The 24,642-nt window shown below is 71.9% G+C and carries 19 protein-coding genes; 12 read left to right on the forward strand and 7 right to left on the reverse strand.

The window, feature by feature from the left end; all coding sequences use genetic code 11:
* Positions 1–454: 454 nt before the first annotated feature.
* Both DEI86_RS15850 and DEI86_RS15855 read right to left on the reverse strand, forming a co-directional pair.
* The gene (locus DEI86_RS15850; protein ID WP_111050151.1) at positions 455–1,171 is read right to left on the reverse strand and encodes a nucleoside deaminase; all 717 of its coding nucleotides are present in this window, start codon (positions 1,169–1,171) and stop codon (positions 455–457) included.
* The gene (locus tag DEI86_RS15855) at positions 1,168–2,601 is read right to left on the reverse strand and encodes a cytosine permease (protein ID WP_111050152.1); all 1,434 of its coding nucleotides are present in this window, start codon (positions 2,599–2,601) and stop codon (positions 1,168–1,170) included. Before DEI86_RS15855 ends, DEI86_RS15850 begins: the two co-directional genes overlap by 4 nt.
* Positions 2,602–2,820: 219 nt before the next feature.
* Between DEI86_RS15855 and DEI86_RS15860 the strand changes: the two genes are divergently transcribed.
* The 4 genes from DEI86_RS15860 (at position 2,821) to DEI86_RS15875 (ending at position 7,718) form a co-directional block, all read left to right on the forward strand.
* Positions 2,821–3,678 carry a hypothetical protein gene (locus tag DEI86_RS15860; protein ID WP_111050153.1) on the forward strand — a complete coding sequence of 286 codons (858 nt, stop codon included), beginning with the start codon at positions 2,821–2,823 and terminating at the stop codon, positions 3,676–3,678.
* A 69-nt stretch (positions 3,679–3,747) separates the two neighbouring features.
* Positions 3,748–4,830, forward strand: a complete 1,083-nt coding sequence (locus tag DEI86_RS15865) for an ATP-binding cassette domain-containing protein (protein ID WP_111050154.1) — start codon at positions 3,748–3,750, stop codon at positions 4,828–4,830.
* Positions 4,827–5,660 (forward strand): ABC transporter permease, encoded by an 834-nt coding sequence (locus tag DEI86_RS15870; protein ID WP_111050155.1) that lies wholly within the window; start codon positions 4,827–4,829, stop codon positions 5,658–5,660. The genes DEI86_RS15865 and DEI86_RS15870 overlap by 4 nt, the downstream gene beginning before the upstream one ends.
* A gap of 54 nt (positions 5,661–5,714) precedes the next feature.
* A complete protein-coding gene (locus DEI86_RS15875) occupies positions 5,715–7,718 on the forward strand; it encodes an amino acid transporter (protein ID WP_258376584.1) in 2,004 nt (667 codons plus the stop codon).
* Positions 7,719–8,649: 931 nt separating this feature from the next.
* On the opposite strand, the gene DEI86_RS15880 is transcribed toward DEI86_RS15875, so the two are convergent.
* Positions 8,650–10,335 carry a long-chain-fatty-acid--CoA ligase gene (locus DEI86_RS15880; RefSeq protein WP_111013608.1) on the reverse strand — a complete coding sequence of 562 codons (1,686 nt, stop codon included), beginning with the start codon at positions 10,333–10,335 and terminating at the stop codon, positions 8,650–8,652.
* A gap of 70 nt (positions 10,336–10,405) precedes the next feature.
* On the opposite strand from DEI86_RS15880, the gene DEI86_RS15885 reads away from it, so the two are divergent.
* Positions 10,406–11,326, forward strand: coding sequence for an oxygenase MpaB family protein (locus DEI86_RS15885; protein ID WP_111013607.1), 921 nt, complete (start codon positions 10,406–10,408; stop codon positions 11,324–11,326).
* A gap of 118 nt (positions 11,327–11,444) precedes the next feature.
* On the opposite strand, the gene DEI86_RS15890 is transcribed toward DEI86_RS15885, so the two are convergent.
* From DEI86_RS15890 to DEI86_RS15910, 4 genes are all read right to left on the reverse strand, one after another.
* Complete coding sequence (locus tag DEI86_RS15890; protein ID WP_111011597.1) at positions 11,445–12,425, reverse strand: aldo/keto reductase; 981 nt, start codon at positions 12,423–12,425, stop codon at positions 11,445–11,447.
* The gene (locus DEI86_RS15895) at positions 12,422–12,988 is read right to left on the reverse strand and encodes a TIGR03086 family metal-binding protein (RefSeq protein ID WP_111050156.1); all 567 of its coding nucleotides are present in this window, start codon (positions 12,986–12,988) and stop codon (positions 12,422–12,424) included. The genes DEI86_RS15890 and DEI86_RS15895 overlap by 4 nt, the downstream gene beginning before the upstream one ends.
* A gap of 928 nt (positions 12,989–13,916) precedes the next feature.
* The gene (locus DEI86_RS15905) at positions 13,917–14,477 is read right to left on the reverse strand and encodes a YceI family protein (protein WP_111050158.1); all 561 of its coding nucleotides are present in this window, start codon (positions 14,475–14,477) and stop codon (positions 13,917–13,919) included.
* A gap of 160 nt (positions 14,478–14,637) precedes the next feature.
* Positions 14,638–15,642, reverse strand: coding sequence for an aldo/keto reductase family protein (locus DEI86_RS15910; RefSeq protein WP_111013605.1), 1,005 nt, complete (start codon positions 15,640–15,642; stop codon positions 14,638–14,640).
* A 178-nt stretch (positions 15,643–15,820) separates the two neighbouring features.
* On the opposite strand from DEI86_RS15910, the gene DEI86_RS15915 reads away from it, so the two are divergent.
* The 7 genes from DEI86_RS15915 (at position 15,821) to DEI86_RS15945 (ending at position 23,607) form a co-directional block, all read left to right on the forward strand.
* Positions 15,821–16,429: a GtrA family protein gene (locus DEI86_RS15915; RefSeq protein ID WP_111013604.1), complete on the forward strand. Its 609-nt coding sequence runs from the start codon at positions 15,821–15,823 to the stop codon at positions 16,427–16,429.
* A complete protein-coding gene (locus DEI86_RS15920; protein WP_181434871.1) occupies positions 16,422–17,945 on the forward strand; it encodes a glycosyltransferase in 1,524 nt (507 codons plus the stop codon). Before DEI86_RS15915 ends, DEI86_RS15920 begins: the two co-directional genes overlap by 8 nt.
* A complete protein-coding gene (locus DEI86_RS15925) occupies positions 17,942–19,927 on the forward strand; it encodes a glycosyltransferase family 39 protein (RefSeq protein ID WP_111011592.1) in 1,986 nt (661 codons plus the stop codon). Before DEI86_RS15920 ends, DEI86_RS15925 begins: the two co-directional genes overlap by 4 nt.
* Before the next feature lie 80 nt (positions 19,928–20,007).
* Positions 20,008–20,847, forward strand: a complete 840-nt coding sequence (locus DEI86_RS15930) for a DUF4397 domain-containing protein (protein ID WP_111027587.1) — start codon at positions 20,008–20,010, stop codon at positions 20,845–20,847.
* 22 nt (positions 20,848–20,869) lie between these two features.
* Positions 20,870–22,021, forward strand: a complete 1,152-nt coding sequence (locus tag DEI86_RS15935; RefSeq protein WP_181434869.1) for a glycosyl hydrolase family 8 — start codon at positions 20,870–20,872, stop codon at positions 22,019–22,021.
* The gene (locus DEI86_RS15940; RefSeq protein ID WP_146244977.1) at positions 22,018–22,776 is read left to right on the forward strand and encodes a class F sortase; all 759 of its coding nucleotides are present in this window, start codon (positions 22,018–22,020) and stop codon (positions 22,774–22,776) included. The genes DEI86_RS15935 and DEI86_RS15940 overlap by 4 nt, the downstream gene beginning before the upstream one ends.
* Positions 22,777–22,827: 51 nt before the next feature.
* Positions 22,828–23,607 carry a polyprenol monophosphomannose synthase gene (locus DEI86_RS15945; RefSeq protein WP_111011588.1) on the forward strand — a complete coding sequence of 260 codons (780 nt, stop codon included), beginning with the start codon at positions 22,828–22,830 and terminating at the stop codon, positions 23,605–23,607.
* Positions 23,608–24,642 lie beyond the last annotated feature (1,035 nt).

The raw sequence follows: 24,642 nt of genomic DNA on the forward strand, positions 1-24,642 counted from the left end.
GTTCTGGGCCGGGGCTGGGATTCGCGGCTCTGCGGCCGTGGCGGCGGAGGTGGGGCCTCCAGGGCGGGGGTGACAATTCAGGAGTCCTGGTGCGCGGCGGGGGTGTGCCGTGCCTCCCGGCTCGGTGTTCCTGCGTTGTCGACCGCGGCGGTACGGGCAGAGCGGGGGACACTGGTGCGGCCTGGAACGGACCGGGGGGACGCAACCCGTCCTCTCGGGACCGCGCCCGCGCTGCCGACCGCCGGCCGCGCGCGCCCGCGCCTGCCGCCTCGCGCCCGCGCCTGCCGCCTGCCGCCTGCCGCGCGTACCCGCGCCTGCCGCCTGCCGCCTGCCGCCTGCCGCGCCTGCCGCCTGCCGCGCGTACCCGCGCCCGCCGCCCGCGCCCGCGCCCGCCGACCGCCGGCCGCGGGCGCCCGCGTCGGGGCGCGACAACGCCCGCGTCCGCGCGCCGCCGCTACTCGACCCCGATGTCCTCGTTCCAGAGCGTCGGCTCCTCGGCGATGAAGGTGCGCATCATGGCGACGAGGTCCGGGTCGTCCAGGATCGTGACCTCGACGCCCTGCTCCCGCAGCCAGTCGTGACCGCCGGAGAACGTCTCCGCCTCACCGATCACGACGCGGGAGATGCCGAACTGCTTGACGAGGCCAGAGCAGTACCAGCAGGGCGACAGGGTCGTGACCATCGTCGTGCCCGAGTAGCCGGGCTGCCGTCCGGCGTTGCGGAACGCGTTCGTCTCGGCGTGCATCGACGCGTCGTCGTCCTGCACGCGCCGGTTGTGGCCGCTGCCGAGCAGGGTGCCGTCGGCGGCGAACAGCGCGGCGCCGATCGGGATCCCGCCCTCGACGAGCCCCTGCTCCGCCTCGGCGCGGGCGACGGCCAGCTGCTCCTCGGCGGTCGTGAAGCGCGGCCCGGCGCCGACCGGTTCCGGGCCCGCCGCGGTGGCCGGGTCGTCCGCCACGGCACCGAGGCCGGACGCCGCTGCCGCGTCCTGCACCGATCCACCGGGGACCGCCGACGGGGCCGCGTCGCCGCTCGCTCCCTCGGCCGGGAGGCCCGTCACCGGGTCCCTGGGATCATCACCGGGATGCCGCACGGTCGGCTCCTGCGGCTCGGCCGGCTCCCGCGACTCGGCCGGCTCCCGCGACTCGGCCGGCTCCTCGACGTCGGTCATGCGACGTCGTCCGCGCCGTCGACGCCGATGACGGTGTCGGGCGCCTCGGCGAGCGGACCGCCGACGGCCGGCTTCGCGACGCGGAACAGCAGGAAGTACGCCACGAACGCGACGACGAACCCGACGAGCGGGGTGAGGTCGCCGACCGGGGTCGCCTTGGCGACGGGACCTTCGTAGAACGTCTGGTTCGAGAACAACCACACGGACAGCACGCCGCCGATGAGGAACGCGGTGATGCCCGCCCAGTTGCGGTACCGGACGCGGTCGGGGATGAACTGCGCGATGGACGTGCCGCGACGCAGGATCCGGTCGACGAACACGACCCCGAGCCAGGGCGCGATCCAGTAGGCGATGACGAGGAGGAAGTTCTCGTACTTCTCGCCGGCGTCGGGCAGGGCCCAGAGGGCGACGAAGAAACCGATGATGCCGAACCCGACGGCGACGATGGCCCGACGCAGTCCGAACCGGATGCGAACGCCCGCGGCGAGGAACGACATCGCGCCGGAGTAGATGTTGAGCGAGTTGGCGGCGATGGCGCCGACGGCGATCGCGATGAGCGTCAGGTCGCGAATCACGACCGGGAGGCTCGACGTGAACGACCCGGTCGGGTCGCCCGGGTCGAACCCACCGATGGTGACGGCTGCCGCGCCCGCCGCCATGAGGACGGTGCACGACACGAAGTCGCCGATGCCCGCGGCCCAGCCGGCGGTGCGGCGGGATGCGCTGGCGGGCAGGTACCGGGTGTAGTCGGACGCGTAGGGGTTCCAGCCGGCGGCGTAACCGAACGCCGCGCTCACGGTGAGGGTGAAGCCGGCGAAGGAGTAGCCCCCGCCCTTCGGGGTGTACTCGAGGTGGGCGTGGGAGAAGATCACGATCGTCGCGATGAGGAAGATGATCCCGAGGATGTACGACGCGTAGCGCTCGAACACCTGCACGAGGTCGTGGCCGACGAACGCCACGGCGACCTCGAGCACCACGACGATGATCAGCGCGAGCCACGTGCTCATGCCGGTGAGGGTCGACAGCGCCAGCGCGCCGGAGACCGAGTTCGTGGCGAACCAGCCCAGGCCGGCCATGATCGTGTTGATGCCCGCCGGCAGGATGTTGCCGAGGAACCCGAACGCGGTGCGGCTCAGCACGAGCTGTGCGAGACCCTCACGCGGTCCCCACGTCGACAGGATGCCCTGTGTCAGCGACCCGAGTGCGTTGCCGATGATGAGGGCGATCATCGCCCAGCGGAAGTCGAGCCCGAAGAACAGCACCGCGATGACGCCGACGTAGATCGTGGCGAACTCGAGGTTCGGCGCGGTCCAGGTGGCCGCGAGCTGCCACGGGGAGCCGTGACGGGCGGAAGCGGGGATGGCCTCGATGCCGCCGGGTTCGACGCGGCTCGGGCGGGCGTGCACGGGGGACGGTGCAGTGGTGGTCACTGAGGAAGCCTACGAGCGCCCGCGGCCGGCCGGGGTCGTGATGGCCGGTTCGTCACACGCTCTTTACACGGCGGCGCGAGGCCGTCGCCGGTTCCCAGCATGCTCCCAGCGCTCTCCAGTCGACTCTGAGCACGTGTACAGCGGGCGCGGCGGCCGTCGCCGTAGTGTCGGATGCCCCGACGGGCTCTGCTCGGCGGTCACACGAACGGAAGGCACACCATGGGATTCCTCGATCGACTGCTCGGGCGCGAGGACCGATCGCAGCCGGGCGGTGGACGACAGGCATGGCCGACGAACGCCGACCCGTACGGGCAGCAGTCCGCCGCGGGCTACCGCTACGGTCAGCAGTCGTACGACGTGCCGCCGGGTGCTGCGCGTACCGCCTCCGCGGGATCGTCGACGCCCCCGAGCGAGGACGAACTCGCGGTGGAGCGCTACCGCTACCTCCTGCGTACGGCACCGCCCGAGCGCATCGAGGACGTCCACGCCGAGGCCTTCGCCCGGTTGACACCCGAGCAGCGACGCATGGTGTTCGATGAGTTGTCGCGCACCGCGCCCGCCGGTGAGGCTCCTCGCGCCGACGACCCCCGCTCACTCGCGCAGGCCGCGACGCGGTCGGAGATCCGGCAACCGGGGACCCTCGAGCGGTCGCTCGGCGGTTGGGGCGGCGGGTACGGGGGTCGCGGCGCGTACGGCGGTGCGAGCGGATTCGGCGGGTTCGGCGGGTACGGGAGGTCCGGGTCCGGTTTCGGGAGCATGCTCGGTGCCTCGCTCCTCGGCTCCGTCGCGGGCTACGTCATCGGGTCGACGATCATGAGCGCCTTCCTGCCCGAGCCCGGCATGTTCGGTGAGCCGGTCGACGCGAGTGGGGCGGACGACGGGGGTGACGGCAGTGGTGACGACGGTGGCGGCGGGGGCGACGGCAGCGGGGATGACGGCAGCGGGGCGGACGGCACCGACGTCGGCGCGGACGGCGGCGGCTACGAGGCCGCAGGGTGGGACTCCGGATCGGGCCTCGACGCAGGGTCCGACTGGGGTGGAGGATTCGACCAGGACCTCGGCGGGTTCGACGTCTGAGGTCATCGGCCGCACCGGTTGCGCGGCCGCACACGAGGAACACCGGGAACACGCGTCGAAGGAGTCGCCGTGCCGTTCATCGAAGCCGTCGGGCTGACGAAGACCTACCGCGCGAAGACCGGGCCGGTCCATGCCCTGGCGGGGCTCGACCTCGCCGTGCCCGAGGGCAGCGTCACCGCGTTGCTCGGCCCGAACGGCGCGGGCAAGACGACCGCCGTCAAGGTCCTGACGACCCTCACGCGCCCGGACTCCGGACGCGCGACGATCGCGGGGACCGATGTCGTCGCGGAGCCCCAGCGCATCCGACGGCGCATCGGGGTGTCGGGTCAGTACGCGGCCGTGGACGAGAACCTGACGGGGTTCGAGAACCTCGACATGATCGGGCGGCTGTACCACCTGGGGCGGTCGGCTTCGCGTCGTCGTGCGCGGGAGCTCATCGAGGCGTTCGGGTTGACCGAGGCCGGCGACCGGCCCGTCAAGGGATTCTCGGGCGGGATGCGCCGGCGGATCGACCTCGCCGGCGCGCTCGTGGCGAAGCCCCCGGTGCTGTTCCTCGACGAGCCGACGACCGGCCTCGACCCGCGGAGCCGCCTCGGGCTCTGGGACGTCATCGAGGGCCTCGTCGCCGAGGGCACCACGGTGCTCCTGACGACGCAGTACTTGGAGGAAGCGGACCGGCTCGCCGACGACATCGCCGTGATCGACGGCGGCCGGGTGATCGCCCAGGGGACGGCGGACGAGTTGAAGAGCCGTGTGGGCGGGCACCGCGTGGTGGTCACGCTCGTGTCGGCGGACGACCGGGCGGCCGCGGCGGCAGTGCTCGAGCGGCACGGGGACGGATCCGTCGAGATCGTTGGGGACGGCCGGACCCTCTCGGTCGCCGTGCGGTCGGGCCCGTCGGCGCTCCGCGCCGCCCTGGCCGAGCTCGCCGAGGCGGGGGTGGACCTCCACGACGCCGGGATGCGACGTCCCACGCTCGACGACGTGTTCCTGCGCCTCACCGGGCACGCCGCGACGACGGAACCCGATGCCGACGCCGGGGACCCGACCACCGCGACGGACGCGACCACGGTGACCGGGCCTCCCGGGTCGGAGGACCGTGCGGCGTCGACGCCGGAGATCCCGGCCTCGTCGGGGACGGCACGGCGATGACCGCGACCGCGCAGCTCCCCGTCGTGCGCGACCGTCGCGTCGCGGGATGGTGCAACGACGGCTGGACCGTGACCCGGCGCAACCTCCTCAAGATCCGCCGCTCCCCGGACATGCTCGTGTTCGCGGTGCTGCAACCGATCATGTTCGTGTTGCTGTTCAGCCAGGTGTACGGCGGGGCGATCGCCGTGCGTGGTACCGACTACACGCAGTTCCTCATGGCCGGGATCTTCGCGCAGACCGTGGTGTTCGGCGCCACGTTCTCGGGCTACAGCATGGCCCAGGACCTGAAGGAGGGGATCATCGACCGGTTCCGGACCCTGCCGATGAGTCCGTCCGCCGTGCTCGTCGGGCGGACCAACGGGGACCTCGTCCTCAACGGGATCTCGGTCCTGATCATGATGCTCACGGGCCTGGCGGTCGGCTGGCGGGTGCACTCGTCGCCGGGGGAGTTCGTCGCCGGCCTCGTCCTGCTCCTCGCGTTCAGCTACGCGTTCAGCTGGGTGATGGCGCTGCTCGGCATGAGCGTCCGGTCGCCCGAGGTGATCAACAACGCGTCCTTCATGATCCTGTTCCCCATCACGTTCATCTCGAACGCGTTCGTGCCGAGCGACACCCTGCCGCTGGTGCTGCGGGTGTTCGCCGAGTGGAACCCGGTGTCGTCGCTCGTGCAGGCCGTCCGGCAACTGTTCGGCAACGTGGGGAGCAGCCCCGTCCCCGACGTCTGGACCATGCAGCACCCGGTCGCCACGGTGCTCGTCGGCATCGTGGTGCTGCTCGTCGTGTTCGTCCCCTGGAGCGTGCGGAAGTACGCCTCGATCAGCAAGCGGTAGGTCGCTGCGCTTCCCCAGGCGGGGACACCGCCCGCAGAATAGGCTGCTCGCGCCATGACGACGACCGACCCCCGCCCCTCCCTGCCGGGTCCCGGAGCAGCGGACCACGACGCCACCGAGCCGCGGCTCGACCGGAGCTCCCGCCTGCGGCGCTGGATGTTGCAGGGCGCCGAGAGCTCGGGCGCCCACGAGGGCCCCCACCAGGTCGAGGTGGAGCGCACCCACTCGTGGTGGCGCGTGATGTGTCTCACCGGTGTCGACTACTTCTCCACGCTCGGGTACCAGCCGGCGATCGCGGCGCTCGCCGCGGGCCTGCTGTCGCCGATCGCGACGGTGGTGCTCGTGCTCGTCACGCTGTTCGGCGCGCTCCCGGTGTATCGGCGGGTCGCGCAGGACAGCTTCCGCGGCGCCGGGTCGATCGCCATGCTCGAGAAGCTCCTGCCGTGGTGGGCGGGCAAGCTCCTCGTGCTCGTCCTGCTCGGGTTCGCCGTGACGGACTTCATGATCACGATCACGCTGTCGGCGGCGGACGCCACGGCGCACCTCGCCGAGAACCCGTACACGCCGCACTGGTTCACCGACATCCCCGTGCCCCTGACGCTCGCACTCATCGCCCTGCTCGGCGTCGTGTTCCTCCGCGGGTTCCGCGAGGCGATCGGCATCGCCGTGGTGCTCGTGTCCGTGTACCTCGTCCTCAACCTCGTCGTGGTCGCCGTGGCGCTCGTGCACGTGCTGAGCCGTCCCTCCCTGGCCACGGACTGGTGGTCGGGACTGACCGCACAGCACGCCGATCCACTCGCGATGATCGGGATCGCGTTGCTCGTGTTCCCGAAGCTCGCGCTCGGTCTGTCCGGGTTCGAGACCGGGGTGTCGGTCATGCCGCAGGTCGACGGCGGGAACGGTGACGTGCCGGGGAAACGCCCGGAGGGGCGGATCCGGGGGACCCGGCGCCTCCTCACCACTGCCGCGCTCATCATGAGCTCGTTCCTCATCCTGTCGAGCGTCGTCACCACGTTCCTCATCCCGCAGAAGGAGTTCCAGCCGGGTGGTGAGGCCAACGGCCGAGCGCTCGCCTTCCTGGCCCACGAGTACCTGGGGAGCGTCTTCGGGAGCGTGTACGACGCCTCCACCATCGCGATCCTGTGGTTCGCGGGCGCGAGCGCGATGGCGGGCCTGCTCAACCTCGTTCCGCGGTTCCTGCCGCGCTACGGGATGGCACCGCAATGGGCGCGAGCCGTCCGGCCGCTCGTGCTCATCTTCACGCTCATCGCGTTCGCCATCACCCTGATCTTCAAGGCGGACGTCGACGCCCAGGGTGGTGCCTACGCCACGGGGGTGCTCGTGCTCATCACGAGTGCATCGGTCGCCGTGACCCTGTCGGCACGGCGGAAGCGGCAGCGGGGCCGGACCATCGCGTTCGGCGTCATCACGCTCGTGTTCGGCTACACCACCGTGGCGAACGTCATCGAACGCCCCGACGGCGTGCGGATCGCGGCGGTGTTCATCCTGGCGATCGTCGTCGTGTCGCTGCTCTCGCGGGTGCGCCGGTCGTTCGAGCTCCGGGCATCGTCGATCGAGCTCGACGCCGTCGCGCAGCAGTTCGTCGTGGCCGATGCCGACCAGTTCGGGCAGGTGTGCATCATCGCGAACGAGCCGGACGACGGGAGCGCCGAGGAGTACCGGACCAAGGGCAAGATCGAGCGTCGGTCGAGCGGCATCCCCGCGCGCGTCCCGACGATCTTCCTCGAGGTGTACCCGGCGGACTCGTCGGACTTCGAGGAGGACCTCAAGATCGAGGGCGTCGTCAAGCACGGCTTCCGGATCCTCCGTGTGCGCTCGGGCACCGTTCCCAACACGATCGCGTCGACGCTCCTCGCCGTCCGCGACCTCACCGGCGTCGTGCCGAGCATCTACTTCGCGTGGACCGAGGGCAGCCCCATCCGCAACATGGTGCGCTTCCTGTTCACCGGCGCCGGCGAGGTCGCACCGGTCACGCGCGAGGTGCTCCGCGAGGCCGAGCCGGACGTCGCCCGCCGTCCCGTCGTCCACGTGTCCTGAGGCGCAGCGCGGGTGCTCACCATCGCCCGCGGTGCGCAACTCAGGAAGGCGGGCCGGGTGGCGGGCTCGTGGCGTGCCTCCCGGGCCCGTGTTCCTGATCTGTCACCTGCCGGCGCTGTGCTGGGGCGGAGGCCGCGGCGGGCCGCGGGTGCGCCGCGGCCGGCGCCGGGCAGTGCCGCGGCCGGCGCCGGGCAGTGCCGCGGCCAGGGCCGGGCTGTGCCGCGGCCAGGGCTGGTGCCGGAGCCGGGAGGCGCGGGTCGGGGTCGGCTGGTCGGCGCGCGTCGTCGATGGGGGTGAAGCGGGCGCGGTGCGGCCGTCGTCATGGGTGGCCGATTCAGGAACGCGAGCGGCCGGCGGTGCCGCGGCGTCCCTCCCGGTGTCGTGTTCCTGATCCGTCGTCCGCGGCGCGGCGCGGCGCGGGCTGGGCAGGTCGGCGCAGGTCGGGAGGTGGGGACGTGGCGGGCCCGGCGCGTCCGTCGCCATGGTGTGGCCAAATCAGGAATGCGAGCCCGTTGGTGGCTCCGCAGCGCCCCTCGCGATGCCCGCTTCCTGACTTGTCGCCGGCGGCGGCAGCAGCGGCTACCGCGCGGGGACGTCGGTTCAGGAAAGCGGGTCGGGTGGCGGGCCCGTGGCGTCCCTCCCGGCGTCCGGTTCCTGATTCGTCGTCCGCCAGCCGTCGGGAGGTGCGGCGTGCGCCCGGTACGTCGTGGACGCGCAGGGCGCGGTACGTCTGGTCGCCGGAGGCGGACAACTCAGGAGAACGGGTGGGGTGGCGGGCCTGTGGCGTCCCTCCCGGCGTCGTTTTCCTGAATTGTCTGCCTGGCAGCTGCTGGCTACCGGAATCCGCGCGCGACGGCCGTACCACGGGCAGCGCCAATGGACCGCGCGACGCCGCCGCTACGCAGCGCCGCCGGGCCGCGCGCCGCCGCCGCTACGCGTCCGCGCCGGTGATGCGGTCCCGCACCTTGCGCCGGAGCACCTTGCCGATCATCGAGCGGGGCAGGTCCTCGACCACCACGACGCGACGCGGCACCTTGTACGGGGCGAGGTGCTCCCGGGCGTACTCACGGAGCGCGTCGGCCGAGAACGTGGCGGGGTCGGTGGGCACGACCGCCGCCACGACCTGCTCGTTGCCGCCCGTGGTGATGCCGACGACGGCGACCTCGCGGACCAGGGGGGAGCGGATGAGCGTGTCCTCGACCTCGGACGGCGAGACGTTGAAGCCGCCCGTGATGATGAGTTCCTTGAGGCGGTCGACGATCGACACGAAGCCGTCCTCGTCGATCGAGACGATGTCACCCGTGCGGAACCAGCCGTCGGCCGTGAACGCCTCGTCCGTGGCGTCTGCGCGCCCCCAGTAGCCCTGGAACACCTGCGGACCCTTGACGAGCAGCTCGCCCGGCTGCCCGACCGGGACGTCCTTCGAGGGGTCGTCCGGGTCGCCGACGCGGATGTCGGTCGACGGGAACGGGAGGCCGATCGTGCCGAGACGCCGAGCGTCGGAGACCGGGTTCGCCATGATGACGGGGGACGTCTCGGACAGGCCGTAGCCCTCGACCAGGACGCCGCCGGTCTTGGCCTCCCACGGCTCGATGACGGCCTGCGAGAGCGGCATGGCACCCGAGATGCCGATCTCGATGCCCCGCAGCGAGACCTTCTTGCCAGCGGCGTGCTCGAGTCGGGCGTAGATCGGCGGTACCGCGGGCAGGAACGTCGGCGGATGGCGCTTCATCGCGGCGAGCACGAGCTGCGGATCGAACGCGGGGAACAGCACGAGCCGCGACGCCATGCTCATCGCGAACGTCAGGCAGAGCGTCAGGCCGTAGGCGTGGAACATCGGCAGGATCGCGTAGACGACGCTGTCACCGGGCTTGATCTGGGGGATCCACGCCCGCGCCTGCGCCGCGTTCGCCAGGAGGTTCCGGTGCGTCAGGACCGCGCCCTTCGGGTTCCCCATCGTGCCGGACGTGTACTGGATGAGCGCCGTGTCGGTGGTCGCCGGGCGGGGGTGCCTCCGGGAGAGCCGGCGGCCGTCGACGAGCGACTCCCAGCGCGTCGTCCCGCGGACCTTCGTCGTCAGCTTCGCACGGGACTCGCGCGCCTTCGCGACGGGGAGCGCGAGCGCCGCCCGGGTGGACCGGGGCATCGCACGCGTCATGTCGACCGAGACGATCGCGTCGAGCGCCAGGTCGATCGGGAAGTCCTGGAGCGTCGCCACCGCCTTGTCCCACGCGATCGCCACCTTGGCGCCGTGGTCCTCGAACTGGTGCCGGAGTTCCCGCGGCGTGTAGAGCGGGTTGTGCTCCACGACGATCGCGCCGAGCCGGAGCACCGCGTAGAACGCGACGACGTGCTGCGGGCAGTTCGGCAGGACGATGGCGACGCGGTCGCCCGCTCCGACCCCGAGCTGCTGCAGTCCGTGGGCCGCGCGCTCGATCTGCGCCTGCAGTTCCCGGTACGTCGTCGTCGCGCCGAAGAACTCGAGGGCGACGTTGCGCGGGTAGCGGGCCGCGGAGCCCTCGACGAGGTCGAGCAACGACCCGGTGGGCTCGTCGATGTCGAACGGGACTCCAGGGGCGTAGCTGCGCTGCCAAGGCCGTGGCGTGTCGGTGCTCACCCGTTCACCCTAGAGGCGGCCCGATGCCCGCGCTCAGGCGACTCCCCGGCGTGCGAGGGACGATCCCTGCATGGTTTCCCTGGCCACGGCGATGCGCGATCGCCTCAACGCCACGTTCACGGGCAGCGCCACCGAGCGGCCCCAGTGGATCGGCGATCTCGAGCACGGCACCGACGAGGGCTTCTTCGGCCCCGACTCCGCGACGTGGGCGGTGCACGGCGGCATGTCCACCATCGTCGCGGGCGTGCGGGCGCTCCTCGTGCAGGCGCTGCACCCGGGGGCGCTCGCCGGGGTCGCCGACCACTCCCGCTACCGCGAGGACCCCTTCGGCCGACTCGCGGGCACCATCCGCTGGATCTACACCGTCTCGCACGGCGACACCGCGACGGCGACGGCCGCGAGCGAGTGGGTCCTCCGGCTGCACGAGCGGGTCCGAGGCGAGTTCACGGACGCCCACGGCGTCACCCGTCCCTACAGCGCGAACGACCCGGACCTCCTCCGCTGGGTGCACCTGGCGTTCGCGGACTCGTTCCTGCGGACGGCCGAGCTCTGGGGCGAGCGCATCCCCGGCGGCGCCGACGCCTACGTGCGCGAGTGGGCGACGGCAGGGCGACTCATGCGCGTGGACGGGCCGCCGGAGTCCGACGAGGAACTGCGCGCCCAGCTCGACGGGTACCTCGACCGCGGGGACCTCGCCGTCACGGACCGCACGCACGAGGTCGTCTCGTTCATCCGGAACCCGCCCCTGTCCCGGATGCTCCGGCCCGGGTACCGCGTGCTGTTCGACGGCGCGGTGGCGTCGCTCGACCCGCGGCACCGGAAGCTCCTCGGCCTCCGGGCGCCGGGCGTCGGACCGCTGCCCGCACCGGCGATCGCCTCGACGCGGCTCGTGCTCGACGGCATCGGCAGGGTGCTCGGTGGGCGGAGCGGTACCGAGCGGGTCGCCCTGGCACGCGTCGACCGGCTCCGCGCGGAACAGCAGGCGGCCTGACGGACGTGGGCCGCGCCTCCCGACCGGACGGCCTGGAGGCGCGGGTCGGCCTGACGGACGCGGGCCGCGCCTCCCGACCGGACGGCCTGGAGGCGCGGCCCACGACCGCGACGGACGCTCAGAACCCGGAGGGGTACCGGGGCGTGTAGGGCTCCTCGAGCCGAGCGATCTCGTCGGTGGTGAGCTCGAGCTCCACGCCCGCGACGGCGTCGTCGATGTGGTGTTCCTTGGTCGCACCGATGATCGGGGCCGTGATCGAGGACTTGCCGGCCACCCAGGCGAGCGCGACCTGCGCCATGGTGACCCCGCGCTCCGACGCGATCGCGGCGACCGCGTCGACGATCGCCTTGTTCGACTCCTCGCCCTGCTTGTAGAGCGTCTTGCCGAACTCGTCCGTGCCCTCGCGCTTCGTGCCGCCCTCACCCCAGGGGCGGGTGACCTTGCCGCGGGCCAGGGGGCTCCACGGGATCACGCCGACGCCGGTGGCCTCGCAGAAGGGGAGCATCTCGCGCTCCTCCTCGCGCTCGAGCAGGTTCACCTGGTCCTGCATCGACACGAACTTCGTCCAGCCGTGCCGCTCGGCGACGTGCTGCATCTCGGCGAACTGCCACGCCCACATGCTCGAGGCGCCGATGTACCGTGCCTTGCCGGACTTGACGACGTCGTGCAGGGCCTCCATCGTCTCCTCGATCGGCGTGTTCGGGTCGAAGCGGTGGATCTGGTAGAGGTCGACGTAGTCGGTGCCGAGCCGCTGCAGCGAGGCGTCGATCTCGTGCATGATCGACACCCGGCTCAGGCCGGCGCCGTTGCGGCCCTCGCGCATGCGGTTGAACACCTTGGTGGCGATCACGACCTCCTCGCGCGGAGCGAGCTCCTTGAGGACGGTGCCCGTGATCTCCTCGCTCGAGCCGAGGGAGTACACGTTCGCGGTGTCGAACGTCGTGATGCCCGCTTCGTACGCGCGGCGGATGAACGGGCGGGCGTCGTCGAGGCCGACGCTCCACTCGTGCGAACCCCTGGCGGGGTCCCCGTAGCTCATCATGCCGAGCACGACGGCGCTGATCTCGAGTCCCGAGTTGCCCAGTCGGACGGTCTTCATGCGGTGATCCTCTCGTCGCGGCCGGTGACGGCGAGCAGCCGCGTCTGCAGCGGGGCGTCGTCGTCGACCTGGATTGGTGCGTCGTAGAGACCGCTCGCGGCGAGCGAGTCGATCTGGGGTTCGAAGACGGTCCACACGGCCTGGACGAGTTCGAGCGGCAGGTGCTCGTCCGAATGCGTGGCGCGGGCGAGGTCCCACGTGTGGATCGTGATGTCGGAGGTCTGCTCGGCGAGGTACTCCGCGGCGGGCACCGTGTCCGTCGCCAGGTGTACGGGGGTGTCGTCGGGCGCGTTCCGCCAGGCCTCCGTCGCGGCGGCGGAGAACCGGGTCCACGCGGCGACGAGGTCCTCGCCGATCGGCTCGAGCTCGTCGTGCGCCTGTTCGTGGTCGTGGCCGGCGAGCAGGTGTGGGATCCACCGCTGCTCGTCGATGACGTGGGTGACGAGGTCGCGCGTCGACCACTCGGTGTCGGGCGTCGGGGCGTCCCAGTCGGTGACCTGCTCGAGGCGACGGCCGAACTCGGCCGCCGCGAGCGCCTGCAGGGTGATCCAGTCGAAGGCCATGGTCGGGCTCCTGTCTCGGGTCCTGGTGCGGGATGCGGTGCCTGCGGGGCAACGTGCCCGGCGGGCGGCGTGTTCCCCGCGGTCTCGGCCCGGGCGCGTCCTGCTGGTCGGGCGTCACCACGCTACTCGTGCAGTGGGTGCGGTGGGTGGCGGGGGTGCGGTGGGTGTGCGCGGATGCGGTGGCGTCGGTGGTTCGCCATGGGCGCCGGCGAGCCGGGGCGCTGGTGCGCTGGTGCGCTCGCTCGCGCGCTGGTGCGCTGGTGCGCTGCTGCGCTGGTGCGCTGGTGCGCTGGTGTGCTCGTGTGCTCGTGCGCTCGTGCGCGCCTCGCACGCGCGTGCGCGACGCGGGCTGCCGGCCATGTCGCGTCGACAGATCAGGAACACGCGGTCGGGAGGGACGGGTCGGGGCTGCCGCGGACCTCCTGTCCTGCGTTGTCACCAGGCTGCCCGCACGCCGGTGGGGGAGGGCCGCGGGGCGCCGCCGACGGTTCGGAGGAGGTGCAGCGTGCGCGCGCGGGTGGGCAGCGGTGCAGCGAGAGCGTGTCCAGCAGATCTCCGTCCGGTCGACGACTCAGGAATCCTCGGCCGGGAGGGGCGTGGCGGCTCCGTCCCCTGCCTTCCGTCCTGAGTTGTCGGTGGCGGAGCGGGGCCCGCATCCGCGGCGGGATGGGAGCGGCGCCCGCGTTGCGTCGACGGTCCAGGCGTGCGCTGCTTGGAGGGACGCAGCAGGGCCGCCGCGAGCCTCCCGTCCTGCACGTCGCCGGACCTGGAACGGATTCGGACCCCGGCCCGGACCCCCAACCCGGCCCGGACCCGGACCCCGGCCCGGACCCCGGCCCGGACCCGGACCCGGACGCGGCGGAGCCCCGGCGCGCGCACGCGTCGGGGCTCCGTGTCCCGGTGGGCCGGCGGCCCCGAGGGAGGTGACTCAGGCCGCCTGGAGGACGAGCTGGATGTCGAGGGTGATCGTGACGTCGTTGCCGAGGGTGAACCCGCCGGCCTCGAGCGCCGCGTTCCAGTTCACGCCGAACTCGGTGCGGTCGATCTTCGTGGTGGCCTCGGCGCCGAGCTTGGTCTGGCCGTAGCCGTCGGTGGTGATGCCGCCGAGCTCGGTGTTCAGCGTGACGGGCTTGGTGACGCCGCGGAGGGTGAGCTCGCCGTCGATGAGGAGGTCGTCGCCGTGCTCCCGGATGCCCGTCGAGCGGAACACCATCTGCGGGTGCTCGTCCGCGGCGAAGAAGTCGCTCGTCGCGAGGTGCTGGTCGCGGGCCTCCTGGCCGGTCTTGACGCTGGCGATGTCGATGGTCGCCTCGATGGTCGACTCGAGCGGGTTCTCGGCGGTGACGGCGGTCACGTCGAAGGTCTGGAACGTGCCCTTGACCTTGCTGATGGCGAGGTGGCGGACGGAGAAGCTGACCTCGGAGTGGGTCGGGTCGAGCTTCCAGGTGCCGGCGATGTAGCCGGGGATGGCGGCGGCGGTGATGGCCATGGAGTTCTCCTCGTGGTGCTGGGACGTTCGTCGCGGCCCGGTGACCGCTGGTCGATGCAAGCGCATCGGTCGGCAGTCTAACCCGGGATCGCCGAAAAAGGTTGTAGCGACTACTAAATGGTCGGGACGGGCGTGTCGCCGTGCGACCCGACCGCGTGGATCAGGCCGGACGGGAGGTCGGGGAGACCGACTTCGACGCGTCGCGCTCCGCGATCGAGCCGATGGCGTCGTCGATGCGCTGCATCGCCTCGGCGTCGAGGGTCACCCCCGCCGCGACGACGTTGTCGACGACCTGCTGCGGCCGGGAGGCCCCGATGATGGCCGACGCGACGTTGTCGTTCTGCAGGACCCACGCGATCGACAGCTGCGCCATCGACAGGCCGAGGTCGTCCGCGATCGGCTGCAGGGCCTGGACGCGCTCGAGCACGTCGTCGCGCATCCAGCGCGAGATCATCTGCGCGCCGCCCTTCTCGTCCGTCGCGCGGGAGCCCTCGGGGAGCGGCTGACCCGGCTTGTACTTGCCCGTCAGCACACCCTGGGCGATCGGGGAGAACACGATCTGCGACAGCCCGAGCTGCTTCGAGGTCGGGATGACCTCGCCCTCGATCACGCGCCAGAGCATCGAGTACTGCGGCTGGTTCGCGATGAGCTGGAACCCGAGCTGCTGGGCGAGCTCGTGTCCGGCGCGGATCTGGTCCGCGGTCCACTCGGAGACACCGATGTAGAGCGCCTTGCCCTGCCGCACCACGTCGGCGAAGGCCTGCATGGTCTCCTCGAGGGGCGTCTCGTGGTCGTAACGGTGCGCCTGGTAGAGGTCGACGTAGTCGGTCTGGAGGCGCTGCAGCGAACCGTCGATCGACTCGAGGACGTGCTTGCGCGAGAGGCCGACGTCGTTGTGCCCCTTCGGGCCGGTCGGCCAGTACACCTTCGTGAAGATCTCGAGGGACTGTCGCCGCTCACCCTTGAGCGCCTCGCCGAGGACGGTCTCGGCGGCTGTGTTCGCGTACGTGTCCGCCGTGTCGAACGTGGTGATGCCGGCGTCGAGGGCCGCGCGCACACACTGCGTCGCGACGTCGTTCTCGACCTGCGACCCGTGGGTGAGCCAGTTGCCGTAGGTGATCTCGGAGATCTTCAGTCCGCTGTTGCCGAGGTATCGGAATTCCATGCTCCGGACGCTACCGGAACGGTACCGATCCGGCGCTCGGGAGGGCGCCCCGGGCCTCCCGGCCGACCTGCCGGCGTGTGTCGGGGATGTGAACGTCGGGTGACGCGGCCCTGGCAATGGCCTGCACATGTCTGTACCCGGCCCAAACCGTCGCGGGGACCACCCTCGAATGGGTGTCATGACCCGAGCAACCACCCCCGTCCAGGGGCGACCCGTTCAGGGGACGGCGGACGTCCTCGTGGAGGCGGTGACCGGAGGCGTACCCGTCGTCCCACGGTCCCGTCCCCATGCGGTGCGCCTCCCGCCGGCCGTGCGTCGGCGCCCCCTGCCCTCGGTTCGTCGGCGCCTCCCGAAGGCCGCGGCCGTCCGGGAACTCGCGTCGTTCGGAGCGGTCGGTGGCGTGTCCTTCGTGGTCGACGTGGGCGTCTACAACCTGCTCCGCGCCACGGTGCTCGACGACAAGCCCGTCGGCGCCAAGATCGTCTCCGTCGCCGTCGCGACCCTCGTCGCGTGGCTCGGCAACCGGTTCCTGACGTTCCGGTCCCAGCGGACCGCGAACCGTCGGGAGACGGCTCGCGAAGGTGCCCTGTTCGTCCTGTCGAACCTCATCGGGCTCGGCATCGCGACCGGGTGCCTCTTCGTGTCCCACTACCTGCTCGGTTTCACCTCGACCCTCGCCGACAACGTCGCCGGCAACGGAGTCGGCCTCGTGCTCGGCACGATCTTCCGCTTCGTCGCCTACAAGGCAGTCGTTTTCCGCATCAAGGAGGCACCGGTTGATGAATGACACAGCAGTCGCGGCGCTCGCGTCGATCTCGCGCATCACGGCGGCGGGCCCGCTGTTGAAGCCGAGTCACGACGCGCCCGCGACCGACACCCCGAACCGCGGCACCACGTCCGTGCCGACCGGCGGTTCCGGGTCCACCCACCACGCGGTGTGGAGCCTGGGGGAGTGGATCGGGTACTCGGCGCTCATCGCCGTGTCGATCCTCCTGACCGTGGTGGCATTGTCGACCCTCTGGTGGATGCTGCACGCGTGGCGGTCGCGCGAGGCGCTGCGGCAGACCAGCTTCAGCCAGAGCCCTCGTCCCGCGGCCCACCGGTTCACGCTCCTGGTGCCCGGACGGCACGAACAGGACGTCATGGGCGAGACGCTCGACCAGCTCGCCCGGCAGGACCACCCCGATTTCGAGATCATCGCGATCGTCGGCGAGGACGACCCCGAGACCGACGCCGTCGTCCGGGCCGCCGCCCGACGCCACCCGGACCTCATCCGGGTCGTGGTCGACGACACCGCCCCGAAGAACAAGCCGAAGGCGATGAACCTCGCCCTGCAGTACGCGACCGGCGACGTCGTGGGCGTGTTCGACGCGGAGGACGAGGTGTACCCCCACCTGCTCACGCTCGTCGACTCCCGGTTCCAGGAGACCGGCGCCGACGTCGTGCAGGGCGGCGTGCAGCTCATGAACTTCCGGTCGAGCTGGTGGAGCCTGCGGAACGTCCTCGAGTACTACTTCTGGTTCCGGTCCCGCCTGCACTTCCACGCCGAGTCGAAGTTCATCCCCCTCGGCGGCAACACCGTGTTCGTCACGAAGGAACGCCTCGACTGGTCGAACGGCTGGGACGCCGGCTGCCTCGCCGAGGACTGCGAGCTCGGCGTGCGGCTCTCCGCCGACGGCGCCAAGGTGGTCGTCGCCTACAGCCCGGAGGCGGTCACCCGCGAGGAGACCCCGCCGACCTTCGCGTCCCTCCTCAAGCAGCGCACGCGCTGGAACCAGGGGTTCCTGCAGGTGCTCGGCAAGGGGGAGTGGAAGCAGCTCCCGAGCGCGAAGCAGCGGTTCTTCGCCCGGTACCTGCTCACCATGCCGTTCATCCAGGCGGCGACGGGGCTCCTCATCCCGCTGAGCGTCCTCATGATCGTGTTCGTCAAGGTGCCGACGGTCATCGCGCTCATCAGCTTCATCCCCGTCGCGCCCACCCTGATGCTCCTGGCCGTCGAGGTGGTCGGGCTCAACGAGTTCGGCCGCATCTACCAGGAGAAGGTCCGCATCCGCGACTACGTCAAGCTCGTCGTCGGCCTCGTGCCGTACCAGATCTTCCTCGCCGCCGCCGCCGTCCGGGCGGTCGTCCGGCACCTGCAGGGTCTCAACGCCTGGGAGAAGACCGAGCACACGAACCAGCACCGTCCCGCCGCCGTCCAGGGCTTCGCATCCGCGGTGACCCAGGACGTGGCGGCACCGACCAGCTCGCACGGCGTCCTGGCGATGGCCGGCGCGGACACCACCCGAGGAGGCGACCGATGACCGCGAGCGCGACACACACCCCGGCGGCCGGCAGCATCGGGACCGGTCGTGCCCTCCGTGACCAGTCGCTCATCGCGACGTGGGTCGCCCGGCACGGAGCGAGTCTCGTCTGGGTCGCCCCGCTCCTGGCGATCACCGCGGTGGTGCAGGCGTGGAACATGACCGGGACCCCGCAGCGCATCGACGACGAGGGCACCTACACGGCGCAGGCCTGGGCCATCGGCCACCTCGGCGAACTGACGCACTACACGTACTGGTACGACCACCCGCCGCTCGGCTGGATCCAGATCGCCGGGTACACGCAGCTGACCGGAGCGTGGCTGCGCTACCCGTACGCGGTCGACGCCGCTCGCGAGGCCATGGTGTTCTTCGCCGTGGTGTCCGCCGCGCTCCTGTTCGTCCTCGGACGCAAGCTCGGGCTGTCGCGGGCGGGCGCCACCGTCGCCGGGCTGCTCTTCGCGCTGTCCCCGCTCGCCGTGCAGTACCACCGCACGGTGTACATCGACAACGTCGCGACGCCGTGGCTCATCGCCGCGTTCGTGTTCGCCCTGAGCCGACGACAGCAGCTCGCCGGTTTCACCGCGGCGGCCGCGTGCCTCGGGGTCGCGGTGCTGAGCAAGGAGACCTACCTGCTCGCGTTGCCGTTCGTCGCCTGGATCGCGATCCGCCGCGCCGACCCCTCGACACGGCGGTACGCACTGAGCGTCGCCGGCGCCGTGCTCGCCATCATCGGCGGCGGGTACATCATGCTCGCCGCGGTCAAGGGCGAACTCCTGCCGCGCTCCGGTCAGGTCAGCCTGCTCGACGGCATCACGTACCAGCTCGGCTCCAGGAACGCGAGCGGATCGATCTTCGACCCGTCGAGCCTGGCGTCGAAGGCGGTGTCCCAGTGGTGGGACCTCGACCCCGTGTTCATCGTGTTCGGCTCGGCCGCAGCGGTCGTCGGGCTGTTCCTGCGCCGGGTCCGGCCGATCGCCGCGCTCCTGGTGTTCCTGCTCGCGATGATGTTCCGACCGAACGGCTACCTGCCGGTCCCGTACGTCATCATGCTCATCCCGATCGGTGCGGTCCTCGTGGCGTACACCGCCGAGCGTGCGGTGATCGCCGTCATGGGTCTGGGACGCCGTCGGGTCCGCGCTCGTCGGGCGGTCGGGCTCACCTGGCTCGTCGCGTGCGCCGCCGCCCTCGTGGTGGCCGTCCCGCTGTGGACCGTGCAGCTCCGCGGGTTCTTCCTCGCCGACCTGGACAAGCCGATGCAGCAGGCCGAGAACTGGGTCGGCGGCAACGTGCCGAAGAGCTCGCGGCTGCTCGTCGACGACGCGATGTGGGTGGACCTCGTCCACGACGGCTTCGCCCGCGACAACGTCATCTGGTACTACAAGCTCGACACCGACGGCGCGGTCGAGCGGCAGTCGCCAGACGGGTGGCGCGACTCGGACTACGTCGTCACGACGGACTCGATGCGCACCGGCGGCACGAGCTCGAAGGACGTCCACGCCGCCATCGCGAACTCGAGCATCGTCGCCTCGTTCGGCACCGGCGACCAAGAGGTCGACGTGCGCCGCATCCACTCCGAGGGCCACACTGCAGCACGGACGGAGATCACCCGTGCCGCGGACGTCCGGAAGACGCTCGGCACGCAGCTCGCGCGGAACCCGGGCCTGCACGCCACCGACGAGGCCGCGAGTCAGCTGCGCGCGGGCCAGGTCGACCAACGGGCGATCCTCGTGCTCGGTCAGCTGCTCGCCGCGCAGACCGTGCGCCTCGACACGTTCACGCCGCTCCCCGGCGAGACCGGCCAGACCTTCCGCCGACTCGTCGTCCACGGCACCTCGACCGCTGCCACCGTGCGCATGCAGAAGACGCTGCAGGCCATGACCGGCACGTTCCAACCGAAGCGCGTCCTGCGTTCCGGTGACACCCTGACGATCACCTTCTCGGCGATCGACCCGGCGACCACGGTCGTCACCTCGACGCCGTGACGGTGCGGGGGCTTCCCTGGCCCCCGCACCACCACGACGCCGACAACCGACGCGGACCCGATTCCGCAGGAGGAGCCCTCATGTCCACCCGAACCACCACGACGCCCACCCGAACGCTCCGCGCCCGGCGCCTCGCCGTCGCCGGCGCCGTCGCCGGTGTCGTCGTCGCCGCCACCGTCGGCGTCGGCGCCCCCGCGAACGCCGCCGCCCAGCCCGACGGCTGGCTCCGCGTCGGACACCTGTCGCCCGACACGAAGGGGGTCGACGTGCAGCTGTCGAACCTGTCCGGCGGGGCCAAGGTGTTCGAGCTCGACGACGTCGAGTACGGCCAGGTGAGCCCCTACAAGGAGCTCCCCGCCGGGACGTACGTGCTGTCGATGCGGGCGGCGGACTCGCCGGACTCGACGCCGGTGATCTCCACCGACGTCACCGTCAAGGCCGGCTCGCCGACCACCGTCGTCGCCTACGGCAAGAACAAGCGGCTGCGCACCACGGCGTTCGCCGACGACCTCACGAAGCCGGGGGACGGCCAGGCGCGACTCCGACTCGTGCAGGCCGCGACGAACGCCAAGGAGATCGACGTGAAGACCTCCACCGGCACGACGGTCGCCCAGGACGCCCGGTTCGGCACCGCGACGCAGTACGCCACCGTCGACGCCGGCAAGTGGACCCTGAACGTGTCCGGCGGAGGCCAGCGGGGAACGGCCTCGGTCGACCTCGGCAGCGGCACCGTCTCGACGCTGTTCGTCCTCGACAACAGCGCCGGCAAGCTCACGGTGGTGCCCGTCGTCGACAGCGCCGCGACGGCCTCGGCCCCGGTCGGCGGGGTCCAGACCGGTGGGGGTGGCACCGCCGCCGAGGGGCCGTTCACGCGCTTCGAACACGCGGTGATCCGGTTCCTCCACGGGCTGGCCCACTGACCGCATGACGAGGAGACAGTGGATGACCTCGGCCCTCGTGGCCGTCGTCGCGGTCGCGTTGACCATCGGCATCGCGATCGTCGCGACGGCCCCGGGCCGATCGACGGACACCGAGCGGGCGGCGCAACCGGCCTCCACCGCAACGTCCGGCTCGGCCCCGGGCGGGCGGCGATCGGCCGCGACGCTCCGCGAGGACTTCCTCGACCGGTACGTGCGGGGCGGCCGCGTCGTCCGGACCGACCAGGGCGGCGACACCGTGAGCGAGGGGCAGGCGTACGGCATGCTCGTCGCGCTCGCATCGGGTGACCAGCGGCGGTTCCGCAGCATCTGGTCGTGGACGAGGCAGCACCTCCAGGGCGACGACCACCTGCTCGCCTGGCGGTGGACGACGGCGGGCGGGACCGCGGACGAGCAGTCGGCGAGCGACGCTGACCTCGACGCCGCACGCGCCCTCGTGCTCGCCGGCGAGCGGTTCGACCGGCCGTCGTACACGACCGCCGGGAAGCAGATGGCGTCGGCGATCCTCGATCGTGAGACCGCCCAGACCGACGTCGGGCGGATCCTCCTGCCCGGCCCGTGGGCCGCGACAGGCCAGCCGTATGCGTACGACGCGTCGTACGCATCACCCGTCGCGTTCGCGGTCCTCGCGAAGGCCACCGGCGACCCGCGATGGGAGCAGCTCGAACGCGGCTCGCACGCCGTCACCGGGACGATCCTGGCGAACGCGGCGTTGCCGAGCGACTGGTCGCAGGTCCACCAGGACGGCACCGTCGACCCCATGCCGTCCGCGAACGGCACCGGCGGCCCCGTGGTCTACGGGTGGGACGCGATGCGCATGCCGCTCCGGTACGCCGAGTCGTGCACCGCGTCGGACCGGGCGCTCGCCGGCTCGATCGCACCGACCCTCCAGCGGAACACCCAGCTCGCCGCGCAGCTCGACCTCGGCGGCACCGCGGTCACCGACTCGACGAGCGCGCTCGCCTACGCGGCTCGCGCCGCCAGCGAGCAGGCCACCGGGTCGACCACCGCGGCGTCGCGCGACCTGCTCCGCGCCGACCGCACCGCGGCCACGACGCACACGTACTACGGCGACGCGTGGGCCGCGCTCGGCGCGACGATGCTCACCTCCGACGTCCTCGGCGGCTGCGCGACGAGCTCGGGCGGCGCGTCGTGATCCGCCTGCCCCGCTGGATGTGGGTGACCGGCGCCGCCGCGCTCGTGGTGGTCGGTGGGAGTGCCGGGGTCGCCACCGCGGTGGCGGCCGGCCGGGAGGCTCCGAGCGCCACCGGTACGTCGGCTGCGGCGGGCGCGCATGGCGCGGGTGCCTCCGGTGCGCCGCGGTCCGCTGGGTCGTCGGGCTCGTCCGGGGCGTCGGGCTCGTCCGGGTCCTGGGGCTCGTCGCGCTCGTCCGGCGGCGGTGGGACCAACGCGGCCCCGGGCCTCCAGGACCCGACCGCGAACCGCGCCCCCACGACCGCGGCAGACGCGACACCGACGCGGGTCGAGGTCCCGTCCATCGGTGTCGACGCATCGCTCGAGCACCTGCACAAGGACGCCACCGGCGCGCTGCAACCGCCGACCCAGTGGATGGACGCGGGGTGGTTCAGTGACGGCGTCGTCCCCGGGCACACCGGACCGGCGGTCATCGCGGGGCACGTCGACTCGATCACGAGCGCAGCCGTGTTCTTCAAGCTCGACGAACTCGCCCCCGGAGACGACATCGCGGTCGGCATGTCGGACGGCACCACGATCCACTTCACGGTCACCGGCACCGAACGAGCGCCGAAGACCGCGTTCCCGACGAACGACGTCTACGGCCCCACCCCGACGCCCGAGCTGCGGCTCATCACCTGCGACGGCGCGTTCGACCGCGCGACCGGCCACTACGTCGACAACCTGATCGTGTTCGCAGACCTCGCGAACGACTGAGCGGTGCGTGAACGGTATCGTCCGTTCGTGCCCACCGAGGAGACATCACGCATGAACGACGCCCTCGTCGTCATCCCCACGTACAACGAGAAGGACAACGTGCGGGCCATCGTCGCGCGCACGCTGCGGGCATCGGACCGTGTCGACGTCCTCGTCGTGGACGACAACTCGCCCGACGGCACCGGCGCCATCGCCGACGAGCTCGCCGCTGCGGACCCGCGAGTGCGGGTGCTGCACCGGGCCGAGAAGAACGGTCTCGGCGGCGCCTACCTCGCCGGCTTCGCCTGGGGGCTCGAGCGCGGGTACGAGCGGCTCGTGGAGATGGACGCCGACGGCTCGCACCACCCCGAGTACCTGCCGCACATGCTCGAGCTGTCCGAGACGAACGACCTCGTGCTCGGCTCCCGCTGGGTCCCCGGCGGCGAGGTCGAGAACTGGCCTTGGCACCGGTCGCTGCTCTCGCGCGGTGGCAACCTGTACTCCCGCCTCGCCCTCGGGATCGCGGTGCACGACGCCACCGGCGGGTTCCGCGTGTTCACCGCCCCCGCGCTCCGGCGCATCGACCTGACCGGGATCGCGTCGCGCGGGTACTGCTTCCAGGTCGACCTGTGCTGGCGTGCGCTCGAAGCCGGGCTCCGCGTCGTCGAGACGCCCATCACGTTCACCGAGCGCGAGTTCGGCGTGTCCAAGATGAGCGGGAACATCGTGCGCGAGTCGCTCACCCTCGTGACGAAGTGGGGCGTCGACCGCAGGATCCGTGAGGTGAAGTCGCTCGTGCTGCACCGGCGGCGGCTGCCGTCGGTGCGCGCGAACGCGCACGTCGCGGCGTAGCTCTCGCCCGCGCGCGGCGGAGGTCGGGCGCGGCGCGGCGTGGCTCCGCTCACCGTCGCCCTCCTCTGGCGAGAATTCAGGAGGACCGGTGCCCGCGCCTCCCGGCCGTCGCCATGGCGTTTGGAGCTTCCTGCGTTGTCGACGCGAGCGAGGACGGCGTGGGACGCCGGTCGGGCCCGCCGAGCGTGGGCACGGTGCCAGCGTCCCCCTCCTCTGGTGACGATGCAGGAGGACCGGTGCCGGGCCTCCCGGGCGTCGCCATGGCGTGCGCCGCTTCCTGCGCTGTCGACGTGAGCGGGCGCGGTCCCACTGTCGGTCCGGGCCGCGGGCGGTCGATCCGGATCCGGGGCCGCCGGCGCGCGAGACGCGACAACTCAGGAGGATCGGTCGCGCGCTCCGCCGCGTTCCCGTGGGCTCGTGGGTTCTCCTGCGTTGTGGACGTGGACGTGGACGTGGACGTGGACGTGGACGTGGACGTGCGGGCGATGCCGCGGCGTCCGCGCGCACCTGGTGGTGCACGCGAGATCCTCCGTCCTCCGTCCTCCGTCCTCCGTCCTCCGTCCTCCGTCCGCCGCCGCCGCCCGCCCCCGCGCAGCCGAGGATTCAGGAGGACTGTTGCGCTGCCCGCCGTGTGGGCGGCGACCGGCATTGATTTCCTGAGTTGTCCGCTTGCGGGAGGCGGGCGAGGGCGAGCGGCGCGGAAGCGCGAGCAACGAGGCGGCGAATCCCGCGAGTGGGGGGGCGATCCGGAGCCCTGGAGGTGACAACTCAGGAGATTCGTTGCGCTGCCCCCGGTGCGGGCCGGTTCCGGCGTCGATCACCTGAGTTGCCGACGCGGCGGCGCCCATGGGGGCAGCGGAGCGGCGCAGGTGAGGGCACGCCCGAGAGGCGACAACTCAGGAGATCCCGTCGCGGTGCGTCCGATGGGGCTCGATCCCGACGTCGCGTTCCTGCGTTGTCGACGCGGAGCCGCCTCCGCCCCCACCCTCGCCTCCGCGTCCACCACGCAGGAACGCGACGTCGTGCTCGAGCCCC

Origin of the sequence: Curtobacterium sp. MCBD17_028 (assembly GCF_003234875.1) — a bacterium.
Classification (GTDB): Bacteria; Actinomycetota; Actinomycetes; order Actinomycetales; family Microbacteriaceae; genus Curtobacterium.

Bases quoted from the DNA above. Each gene is read 5' to 3' on its own strand.
- DEI86_RS15850 (WP_111050151.1), bottom strand. From the start codon at position 1,171: ATGACCGACGTCGAGGAGCCGGCCGAGTCGCGGGAGCCGGCCGAGTCG.
- DEI86_RS15860 (WP_111050153.1), top strand. From the start codon at position 2,821: ATGGGATTCCTCGATCGACTGCTCGGGCGCGAGGACCGATCGCAGCCG.
- DEI86_RS15870 (WP_111050155.1), top strand. From the start codon at position 4,827: ATGACCGCGACCGCGCAGCTCCCCGTCGTGCGCGACCGTCGCGTCGCG.
- DEI86_RS15875 (WP_258376584.1), top strand. From the start codon at position 5,715: ATGACGACGACCGACCCCCGCCCCTCCCTGCCGGGTCCCGGAGCAGCG.
- DEI86_RS15885 (WP_111013607.1), top strand. From the start codon at position 10,406: ATGGTTTCCCTGGCCACGGCGATGCGCGATCGCCTCAACGCCACGTTC.
- DEI86_RS15890 (WP_111011597.1), bottom strand. From the start codon at position 12,425: ATGAAGACCGTCCGACTGGGCAACTCGGGACTCGAGATCAGCGCCGTC.
- DEI86_RS15895 (WP_111050156.1), bottom strand. From the start codon at position 12,988: ATGGCCTTCGACTGGATCACCCTGCAGGCGCTCGCGGCGGCCGAGTTC.
- DEI86_RS15905 (WP_111050158.1), bottom strand. From the start codon at position 14,477: ATGGCCATCACCGCCGCCGCCATCCCCGGCTACATCGCCGGCACCTGG.
- DEI86_RS15910 (WP_111013605.1), bottom strand. From the start codon at position 15,642: ATGGAATTCCGATACCTCGGCAACAGCGGACTGAAGATCTCCGAGATC.
- DEI86_RS15915 (WP_111013604.1), top strand. From the start codon at position 15,821: ATGACCCGAGCAACCACCCCCGTCCAGGGGCGACCCGTTCAGGGGACG.
- DEI86_RS15920 (WP_181434871.1), top strand. From the start codon at position 16,422: ATGAATGACACAGCAGTCGCGGCGCTCGCGTCGATCTCGCGCATCACG.
- DEI86_RS15925 (WP_111011592.1), top strand. From the start codon at position 17,942: ATGACCGCGAGCGCGACACACACCCCGGCGGCCGGCAGCATCGGGACC.
- DEI86_RS15930 (WP_111027587.1), top strand. From the start codon at position 20,008: ATGTCCACCCGAACCACCACGACGCCCACCCGAACGCTCCGCGCCCGG.
- DEI86_RS15935 (WP_181434869.1), top strand. From the start codon at position 20,870: ATGACCTCGGCCCTCGTGGCCGTCGTCGCGGTCGCGTTGACCATCGGC.
- DEI86_RS15945 (WP_111011588.1), top strand. From the start codon at position 22,828: ATGAACGACGCCCTCGTCGTCATCCCCACGTACAACGAGAAGGACAAC.